This window comes from Streptomyces sp. NPDC055815, assembly GCF_053616475.1.
Genome location: NZ_JBSHDU010000111.1, coordinates 1 through 9,469, shown reverse-complemented (window position 1 = coordinate 9,469; position 9,469 = coordinate 1). Strand labels below are relative to the sequence as shown.

Here is a 9,469-nt window from a genome sequence, read left to right as displayed (position 1 = left end):
ACCCGTGCGCCCCCCGGCCCCCCCCCCTCCCCCCCCCCGGCCGCGCCCGGGGGGGGGGGGCGCCCGGGGGGGGGCGGGCCCCCGCCGCCGTCGGATCCCGCCCGCTACCAGGCCACCGGCAGCCGCTCGGGGAGCCGCTTCATGAAGTTGGTGCGCCACACCAGCTGTTCGACCGGCACCGCGAGCCGCAGCCCCGGCAGCCGGTCGAGGAGCGTCTCCAGGGCGATCTCGGCGTGCCGCTTGCCGAGGGCCGTCGCCGGGCAGTAGTGCGATCCGCCGCCGAAGGAGAGGTGGTCGGAGGCGTTCTCCCGGTCCGGCCGGAAGGCCAGCGGGTCCGGGAACCGCTCCGGATCGTGGTTCGCGGCCTCCACGAGCACCAGGACGAGCTCACCGGCCCGCACCTCGACCTCGCCGAGCCGCACGTCCTCCAGGGCGAGCCGCGGCAGCCCGTCGCCGATCGACAGATTGACCCGCAGCAGTTCGTCCATCGCGCCCGCGACCCGGCCACCGCCACCGGTCAGCGCCTCGCGCACGTCAGGCCGCGTCAGCACCGACACCAGAGCCATCGTCAGGAACCCGGCGGTGGAGATCACCCCCGCGCCGAACAGCGTCACGCCCACCGTCGCCAGCATCTCGTCCGTCAGATGCGCGTACTCGGGATCCTCGCGCAGCGCCGCGAGCTCCGCCATCAGCCCGCCCGTCGCCGGATCGTCCAGGCGCTCGGTCATGTAGGCGATGTCCCGGTCCCAGTTGAGCCCGGCCGCCTCGATCTCGCGCGGAGCGTTCATGAAGGCCACGTCCAGACTGCGCAGCAGCCGCGGCCCGTCCTCCTCCGGGATGCCCAGCATCCGGCAGTGCAGCCCCGCCGAGTACGGATCGGCGTAGGCGCCCCGCAGCTCCCCGGGCGCCCCCTCGGCGAGCAGCGCGTCCACCAGGGCCCCGGACCGCGCCCGCAGCCACTCCTCCAGGCCGGGCGCCTTCGGGTTGATCGCCTTCATGACGGCCTTGCGCAGCCCGGCCCCGGTGATGTTGCCCATGTTGTTCACCACGTGCGGCGGGATCGTCAGCGCGTACTGGCGCGGCGCTCCCGGCGCCGAGGTGTCCTTCAGGCTGAACCTCGGGTCCTCCAGGACCTGCCGGCACAGCTCGTACGAGGAGACCAGCCAGGCCTCCGCCCCGGCGATCGTGCGGACCTTGCGGACCGGTTCGGCGCGCAGCGCGCCGATCTCGGCGGGCAGCCGGGTCCCGTCCCAGTCGAAGGGGAAGTCCGGCAGGGTCTCGACGGCGACGCTCATCACGCGGCTCCTTCAGTGATCGTCTCGACGGGCGTGAGGATGCCGTGGCCCTGGTTGCGCGAGGCCCGGAGCCCGGACCCCCGCCCGTACAGCAGATCGGCCAACGGGAGTGCCTGGTGGTAGCAGTTGAGGGAGGACGGCACCCCGAGGATCGCGGGGGTGTCCAGGAACAGCGGCATCTCGGCGCAGATGTACGCCCGGCACACCTCCCGCTGCCGCTCGTCGGTGACCTGCCCCGGCGCCAGCTTCCCGGCCAGGAAGATGCCGGTCAGCGCATCACAGGTCTCCCGCACCACCGGGTCGGCCGCCACCGCGTCGAGCACGGTGCGGTGCAGCTCGCGGTAGGCCGGGACGTCCCCGAACTCCGACATCCCGCGGGCCCGTACCCGAGACCCCGTGGGGTCGGCCTCGGCCACGGCGGCCCCGACCTTCGCCCGGACCCCCCGCAGGTTCTTCACGGCCTTCCGCCGCGCCTCGTCGGCCCCGTACCCCAGCGCCTCGTACATGTCGGCGACATGCAGATCGGTGTAGACGAGATCGACCTGATCGAAATGGTCCAAGCCCCAGCGCGTCAGCTCGCGCAGCCGCTGGGCGGTGAAATAACTGTTCCCCGGGGAGACGCCGATGACCACGTGCGCGCCCTCGTCGGCGATGACGCGGCAGTGATCGGTGTACGGCTGGAGTCTGAGCGTCTCTGCAGGGGCGAAAGCCGCCTGAGTCACGTAGGCAGTCCTCATCGCGCCAGCTAGTCCCAGCGGAGCCCTGTGCTCCGGGTGTGGCGGCAGCGACGACGACACGCTATCGACCAGTCGCGGAGCGTGAACCCCCTACTCGCAGGTACGGCCGATAGTTCGTCAGCTGTTCGCATTGCTGTGATCTTGGCGAGAAAACGGCGAGGCCCGCCGCCCCCTCGGAAGGGGCGACGGGCCTCGTCAGGCAGCGGCCGCGATTTAGAGGTCGAAGTAGAGCTCGAACTCGTGCGGGTGCGGGCGGAGCTGGATCGGGGCGATCTCGTTGGTGCGCTTGTAGTCGATCCAGGTCTCGATCAGGTCGGAGGTGAAGACACCGCCGGCCTGGAGGTACTCGTTGTCGTCCTCGAGCGCGTTGAGGACGGCCTCCAGGTTGGTCGGGACCTGCTGGACGTTCGCGTGCTCCTCGGGAGCCAGCTCGTACAGGTCCTTGTCGATCGGCTCCGCCGGCTCGATCTTGTTCTTGATGCCGTCGAGGCCCGCGAGGAGCAGCGCCGAGAAGGCGAGGTACGGGTTCGAGGACGGGTCCGGCGCGCGGAACTCGACGCGCTTGGCCTTCGGGTTCGAGCCCGTGATCGGGATGCGCATGGCGGCGGAGCGGTTGCGCTGCGAGTACACCATGTTGACCGGGGCCTCGAAGCCCGGGACCAGGCGGTGGTACGAGTTCACCGTCGGGTTGGTGAAGGCGAGCAGCGACGGGGCGTGCTTGAGGATGCCGCCGATGTAGTAGCGGGCGGTGTCCGAGAGGCCCGCGTAGCCCGTCTCGTCGTAGAACAGCGGGTCGCCGTTCGACCAGAGCGACTGGTGGACGTGCATGCCCGAGCCGTTGTCGCCGAAGATCGGCTTCGGCATGAAGGTCGCGGTCTTGCCGTTGCGCCAGGCGACGTTCTTCACGATGTACTTGAAGAGCATCAGGTCGTCGGCCGCGGCGAGCAGCGTGTTGAACTTGTAGTTGATCTCGGCCTGGCCGGCGGTGCCGACCTCGTGGTGCTGGCGCTCGACCTGGAGGCCGACGTTCTCCAGCTCCAGGGAGATCTCGGAGCGCAGGTCGGCGAAGTGGTCGACCGGCGGGGCCGGGAAGTAGCCGCCCTTGTAGCGGACCTTGTAGCCGCGGTTGTTCTCCTCCGCACCGGTGTTCCAGGCGCCGGCCTCGGAGTCGATGTGGTAGAAGCCCTGGTTCGCGGAGGTCTCGAACCGCACCGAGTCGAAGACGTAGAACTCGGCCTCGGGGCCGAAGTAGGCGGTGTCGGCGATGCCGGTGGAGGCGAGGTACGCCTCGGCCTTCTTCGCGATGTTCCGCGGGTCACGGCTGTACTGCTCGCCCGTGATCGGGTCGTGGATGAAGAAGTTGATGTTCAGCGTCTTGTCGCGGCGGAAGGGGTCCACACGGGCCGTCGACAGGTCGGCGCGGAGCGCCATGTCGGACTCGTGGATGGCCTGGAAGCCGCGGATCGACGAGCCGTCGAAGGCCAGCTCCTCGGACGGGTCGAAGGCCGTCGCCGGGATCGTGAAGTGCTGCATCACACCCGGAAGGTCGCAGAACCGGACGTCGACCATCTTGACGTCGTTGTCCTTGATGAACTTCTGGACCTCGTCGGCGTTCTGGAACCCGTTGTTCTGGGACATCCCACTCCTCCTACTCCCGGCCCGGGGAGGGGCGGGGTTTGCAGCGGTCGTGCGGCCAGTGCGGTGGCACACGCTGGACCCGACCATAGGTAGCCGGGATTTCTCAAGCATGACCCATTTGTTTCGTCGAAGTTAACCGGGCCGGGTGCTCCTCGGCCACGCCGGAGCCGTACCTCCACCCGGCCCGAAGTGATCAAAAACGGGCACAGTACCGTGGTCGGGTGGACAACAGGCAAGCACTCGGATCTTGGCTCTCCGGCCCCCGCGCGGCGGCCGAGGACGCAGGCGTCGACTTCGGCTACCGCGGTCAGCAGCTCGGGCTGCCCGAGGAGGGCCCCGGCTCGATCGCCCGCCCCGGGCGGCGCCTCGGCGCCCTCGCCGTCGACTGGGCCCTCTGCATCCTGATCGCATACGGCTTGATCACCGACGGCTACAACCAGGCGACGGGCAACTGGGCCCTGGTCATCCTGCTCGTGCTGAGCGTCCTGACGGTCGGCACCGTCGGCTCGACGCCCGGCAAGCGGCTCTTCGGCCTGCGCGTCGTCTCCGCGAACGGCGGGCGCCTCGGCCTGTTCCGGGTGGCGCTGCGCTCCCTGCTCGTCTGCCTGGCGATCCCCGCCCTCATCTGGGACCGTGACGGCCGCGGCCTCCACGACCGTCTCTCCGGCGCCGTCCAGGTCCGCATCTGAACCGTTGATACGAGAAAGGCCCCGGACCGTGCGGTCCGGGGCCTTTCTCGTCAGGTCGGGGGTCAGCGCATCTTTCCGCCGCGCGGCATCCGCATGCCCTTCGGCATCGGACCCTTCGGCAGCGGCATGTTGCTCATCAGGTCGCCCATCGCCCGCAGCCGGTCGTTGGTCGCGGTCACCTGCGGGCCGGTGAGCACGCGGGGCATCTTGAGCATCTTCGTACGGATCTTCTTCAGCGGCACCTGGCCCTCGCCGTCGCCGACGATGATGTCGGTCACCGGCACGTCCGTCACGACGCGGCTCATCCGCTTCTTCTCGGCCGCGAGCAGGGTCTTGACCCGGTTCGGGTTGCCCTCGGCCACCAGGACGATGCCGGCCCGGCCGACCGCGCGGTGCACGACGTCCTGGCTGCGGTTCATCGCGACCGCGGGGGTCGTCGTCCAGCCGCGCCCGACGTTCTGCAGCACCGCCGCGGCCGCGCCCGGCTGGCCCTCCATCTGCCCGAAGGCCGCGCGCTCGGCACGCCGTCCGAAGACGATGGCCGCCGCCAGGAGCCCCAGGACGAAGCCCAGGATGCCCAGGTAGACCGGATGACCGATGAGGAAGCCGATCCCGAGGAGGACACCGAGTACGACGATGCCCACGCCCGCGACGACCAGACCGACCTTCGGGTCCGCCTTCCGGGTCATCTGGTACGTGAGGGCGATCTGCTTCAGTCGCCCGGGGTTCGCAGCGTCAGCGCTGCCCGTGTTTGCACTCCTCGCCATGTCCTGAAGTTTACGTGGCCCGGGAAGCCCGGCCCGACGCGACCTCCATCACGTGCTGGGCCTCCACCCGGTCCTTCGCGCGGCGGCGGTCCTCCAGGACGGAGTTCCAGGCGTTGCGCCGTGCGGTGCGCTGTCCTGCGCCCAGGAGCAGGGCCTCCACGGCCTTCAGGGCGTCGGTGACGGACGGGATCGCGGTGACGCGGACATGCGTCGATGCGGCCGGCATGCGGGGTCCTCCCTCGATTGCGGGTGAGACGAGGTGGGGGGTGGAGCGGGTGGTGGCGGTGAGTGAAACCAGGCTCACAGATCGGTGTTACCAGGGCGTGACTCGGTGGTCAAACACTGATGAAACGTTGATGCGGCCGGTCGGACGAGCGGACGAACGACAGTGCGGCCCGTACGCCCCGCTGAGCTGCGGGGTCGTACGGACCGCACTGGATTCGGCCACTACCGGCCGGTAACTACTTGTGCGCCGATTCACACGGCGGCCACGAGGCTCAGACGGCCTGCGTGGCGTTGTCGACCGCGCCGCGCTTCTCGATCGCCTGCTGGTACAGCCGCCCCGCGCGGTACGAGGAACGGACCAGCGGGCCCGACATCACGCCGGAGAAACCGATCTCGTCGGCCTCCTCCTTCAGCTCCACGAACTCCTGCGGCTTCACCCAGCGCTCCACGGGGTGGTGCCGGACCGAGGGGCGCAGGTACTGCGTGATCGTGATGAGCTCGCAGCCCGCGTCGTGCAGCTGCTGGAGCGCCTCGCTGATCTCCTCGCGGGTCTCGCCCATGCCGAGGATCAGGTTCGACTTCGTGACCAGACCGTAGTCACGGGCCTGGGTGATGACGTCCAGGGAGCGCTCGTACCGGAAGCCCGGACGGATCCGCTTGAAGATCCGCGGGACGGTCTCGACGTTGTGCGCGAAGACCTCGGGGCGCGAGTCGAAGACCTCCTTGAGGAGCTCCGGCACCGCGTTGAAGTCGGGGGCGAGCAGCTCGACCTTGGTCCGGCCCTCGGCGCGGTCCGCGGTCTGCTGGTGGATCTGGCGCACGGTCTCCGCGTACAGCCAGGCGCCGCCGTCCTCCAGGTCGTCGCGCGCGACGCCCGTGATGGTGGCGTAGTTCAGGTCCATCGTGACGACCGACTCGCCCACGCGGCGCGGCTCGTCACGGTCGAGGGCCTCGGGCTTGCCCGTGTCGATCTGGCAGAAGTCGCAGCGCCGGGTGCACTGGTCACCGCCGATGAGGAAGGTCGCCTCGCGGTCCTCCCAGCACTCGAAGATGTTGGGACAGCCCGCCTCCTGGCAGACCGTGTGCAGCCCCTCGCTCTTCACGAGGCCCTGCATCTTCGTGTACTCGGGCCCCATCTTCGCGCGGGTCTTGATCCACTCGGGCTTGCGCTCGATGGGGGTCTGGGCGTTCCGGACCTCCAGGCGCAGCATCTTGCGTCCGTCGGGTGCGACTGCGGACACATCGGCTCCTGTAGCTTCGATTCTTCGGCGCACACCAGGGTACGCCCGTTGCTTCCATGCCTTGCTCTACGCTTGGCCAACCTGGGGCCAGAGCTCGGCATTCCTCAGGCCGAGGCCCGCTCCGTCTCGCGCTCGATCTCCCGCGGCTTCAGCTCCGCGTGCTCCAGCACGTCCCTCAGGTGCTTCTCCACGACCGGGAGCACCTCCCCGATGGTGACGTCCCGGCCGAGCTCGTTGGCCAGCGAGGCCACGCCGGCGTCCCGGATGCCACACGGGATGATCTTGTCGAACCAGGTGTTGTCCGGGTTCACGTTGAGGGCGAAGCCGTGCATGGTGACGCCCTTGGCGACCCGGATGCCGATGGCGGCGAGCTTCCGGTCCTCGCGGCGCTGGCCGGCGTTGGACGGGGCGTACTCGGGGCCGTTCAGGCGCGGGTCGAACTCCTCGTCCGTCAGCCGCGGGTCGAAGTCGAGGGAGAGCCCGCCGAGGGAGGGCCGCTGCTCGACCGGGTCGCCCAGGACCCACACCCCGCTGCGTCCCTCGACCCGCGAGGTCTCCACGCCGAACTCGGCGGCCGTACGGATCAGGGCCTCCTCCAGGCGGCGCACATGCGCGACGACGTCCACCGGGCGGGGCAGCTTCATGATCGGGTAGCCCACCAGCTGGCCGGGGCCGTGCCAGGTGATCTTGCCGCCGCGGTCCACGTCCACCACCGGCGTGCCGTCCAGCGGCCGCTCGCTCTCCTGGGTGCGCCGCCCGGCCGTGTAGACCGGCGGGTGCTCGAGGAGCAGGCAGGTGTCTTCGATCTCGTCGGCGAACCGCGCGGCGTGCACGTCGCGCTGCTTGTCCCAGGCCACCTGGTACTCGACGGCTTCCTCGCCGAACCCAAGGCGGACGAATCGCAGCTCACTCACGGCCATGCCTCCTCCTGGGTGCCGGGCTCCGGGGACCGGGGATCATCCCGGGCCGGCGCGGCACCATGCGTCATTCGCGCCCATGCCACTGTACGGCGGCGCCGGGGACGCCCCTCCGGCAGGTGGACGGGGGCGCCTACGTCAGCGGTGCCGTCAATCCTCACACGATCGGATGAATGTGGGGCGAAGGTGGCGGTACGGGCCGTGAGGACCGCTAAATTCGCGCCGTTCCATGAGGGTCCGACGGGGCTGCCGCCCGGACCCGGAAGGCAGGAGACCGCACAGCTGATGACGGAACGACCACCGCAGCGCATCCCGAACCGCCAGCTCGCCGCGCTCATCGCCGAAGCCGGGTTCTCCAACGCGGGGCTCGCCAGACGGGTCGACCAGCTCGGTCTGGAACACGGGCTCGACCTGCGGTACGACAAGACCTCCGTGACCCGCTGGCTCCGCGGTCAGCAGCCGCGCGGCACCACCCCCGCCCTCATCGCCGAGGTCTTCACCCGCCGCCTCGGCCGCCGCCTCTCCGCCCAGGACCTCGGCCTCGACGCCTGCGCGCCCGTCTACGCGGGCCTGGAGTTCGCCGCCACCCCCGAGGAGGCCGTCGACATCGTCAGCGGCCTGTGGCGCAAGGACTCCGGCAGCCACGCCGAACTCCGCAAGATCGCCTTCACCCCGGCCGGCCTCGTCGTCCCCAGCCGCGACTGGCTCATCGGCCGCGCCGACGACCGGGTCGCCCGCGGCGAGCCGTCCGCCGCCGCGGCGTCCCCGCAGGACCCCCGCGTCCCCTCCCAGGGGCGGTTCTCGGTGCCCCGCCAGCGCGGTACGGACCGGGGGCCGGGACAGCGGGTCTCCAGCGGCGACATCGCGGCCCTCCGCTCCGTCGGCGAACTCTTCCGCACCCTCGACCACGCGTACGGCGGCGGGCACGCCCGACAGGCCCTCGTGCGCTACCTGGAGCACGAGGCCGAGCCGATGCTGCGCGGCACGTACGGGGAGAACACCGGCCGCCGCCTCTTCGCCGCCGCCGCCGATCTCACCCGGCTCGCGGGCTGGACCTCCTACGACATCGCCGCGCACGGCCTCGCGCAGCGGTACTTCGTCCAGGCGCTGCGGCTCGCCCAGGCCGCCGGGGACCGGGCCTACGGCTCGTACGTGCTCCTCACCATGAGCTGCCAGGCCGTCTACCTCGGCCACGGGCGCGAGGCCGTCCAGCTCGCCCGGGTCGCCCAGCAGGGCGTCGGGCCCGCCGCGCCGCCCGTCGTCCAGGCGATGCTGCACGCCGTCGAGGCGCGGGGCCACGCGGTCCTCGGCGAGGCGCGGGCCTGCAGCGCCTCCCTGGTCCGGGCCGAACGGGCCCTGGAGGCGGCCCGGCCCGGCGACGAGGTCCCCTACTGGGCCCGCCACTTCGACGAGGCGCAGCTCGCCGACGAGCTCGGGCACTGCCACCGGGACCTCCAGCAGTACCGGCCGGCCGCGCAGCACGCGGAGCGCGCGCTGCAGCTCCGGGCGCCCGGTTACGCCCGCAGCCGGCTCTTCTGCCGGGTGGTCCTCGCCACGTCCCGGCTGGCCCTCGGCGAACTGGACCAGGCGTGCGCGCTGGGCGCGGAGGCGGCGCAGCAGGCCTCGGAGATGCGGTCGGCTCGGGCGCTGGAGTACGTCCGCGACTTCGAACGCCGGCTGGAGCCGTACCGCGACGCGGCCGCGGCCCGCACGTACCGCGACCGAGTAGCGGCAATCGGCTGAGCCCCCACGCGACCCGAGCCGCCGGCGCCCCGCGCCGTGTACGGCCCGCACGCACGCCGGGCGGCACCCCGCGCCCGTGCTGCCCCGCGCCCTCGCCGGGCGGTGCCCACGCGCCGTGTACGGCCCGCGCCCTCGCCGGGCGGTGCCCACGCGCCGTGTGGGGCCCGCGCCCTCGCTGGGCGGTGCCCCGGCCCCCGCCGTGTGTGCCCGCCCCCGG

The 9,469-nt window shown here is 71.3% G+C and carries 9 protein-coding genes; 2 read left to right on the top strand and 7 right to left on the bottom strand.

What is annotated here, in order from left to right:
• Positions 1–104: 104 nt before the first annotated feature.
• The 3 genes from ACWGN5_RS38700 to glnA form a co-directional block, all read right to left on the bottom strand.
• On the bottom strand, positions 105–1,295 hold the full coding sequence (locus ACWGN5_RS38700) for a cytochrome P450 (protein ID WP_453523105.1): 1,191 nt from the start codon (positions 1,293–1,295) through the stop codon (positions 105–107).
• Positions 1,295–2,017 (bottom strand): tRNA-dependent cyclodipeptide synthase, encoded by a 723-nt coding sequence (locus ACWGN5_RS38695; protein ID WP_453523104.1) that lies wholly within the window; start codon positions 2,015–2,017, stop codon positions 1,295–1,297. Before ACWGN5_RS38695 ends, ACWGN5_RS38700 begins: the two co-directional genes overlap by 1 nt.
• Positions 2,018–2,245: 228 nt before the next feature.
• The gene (gene glnA, locus ACWGN5_RS38690; protein WP_086831788.1) at positions 2,246–3,670 is read right to left on the bottom strand and encodes a type I glutamate--ammonia ligase; all 1,425 of its coding nucleotides are present in this window, start codon (positions 3,668–3,670) and stop codon (positions 2,246–2,248) included.
• Between the two features lie 221 nt (positions 3,671–3,891).
• Between glnA and ACWGN5_RS38685 the strand changes: the two genes are divergently transcribed.
• Positions 3,892–4,359 (top strand): RDD family protein, encoded by a 468-nt coding sequence (locus tag ACWGN5_RS38685; protein ID WP_189802160.1) that lies wholly within the window; start codon positions 3,892–3,894, stop codon positions 4,357–4,359.
• Between the two features lie 62 nt (positions 4,360–4,421).
• On the opposite strand, the gene ACWGN5_RS38680 is transcribed toward ACWGN5_RS38685, so the two are convergent.
• The 4 genes from ACWGN5_RS38680 to lipB form a co-directional block, all read right to left on the bottom strand.
• Complete coding sequence (locus tag ACWGN5_RS38680; protein ID WP_453523103.1) at positions 4,422–5,126, bottom strand: DUF4191 domain-containing protein; 705 nt, start codon at positions 5,124–5,126, stop codon at positions 4,422–4,424.
• Between the two features lie 10 nt (positions 5,127–5,136).
• Positions 5,137–5,352: an SCO2195 family GlnR-regulated protein gene (locus ACWGN5_RS38675; protein WP_041128875.1), complete on the bottom strand. Its 216-nt coding sequence runs from the start codon at positions 5,350–5,352 to the stop codon at positions 5,137–5,139.
• Positions 5,353–5,623: 271 nt separating this feature from the next.
• Positions 5,624–6,592 (bottom strand): lipoyl synthase, encoded by a 969-nt coding sequence (lipA, locus tag ACWGN5_RS38670; RefSeq protein WP_453523102.1) that lies wholly within the window; start codon positions 6,590–6,592, stop codon positions 5,624–5,626.
• A 104-nt stretch (positions 6,593–6,696) separates the two neighbouring features.
• Entirely contained in the window at positions 6,697–7,506 is an 810-nt protein-coding gene (gene lipB / locus ACWGN5_RS38665; protein ID WP_453523101.1) for a lipoyl(octanoyl) transferase LipB, read from the bottom strand.
• Between the two features lie 288 nt (positions 7,507–7,794).
• Between lipB and ACWGN5_RS38660 the strand changes: the two genes are divergently transcribed.
• Positions 7,795–9,252 carry a regulator gene (locus ACWGN5_RS38660; RefSeq protein ID WP_453523100.1) on the top strand — a complete coding sequence of 486 codons (1,458 nt, stop codon included), beginning with the start codon at positions 7,795–7,797 and terminating at the stop codon, positions 9,250–9,252.
• Positions 9,253–9,469 lie beyond the last annotated feature (217 nt).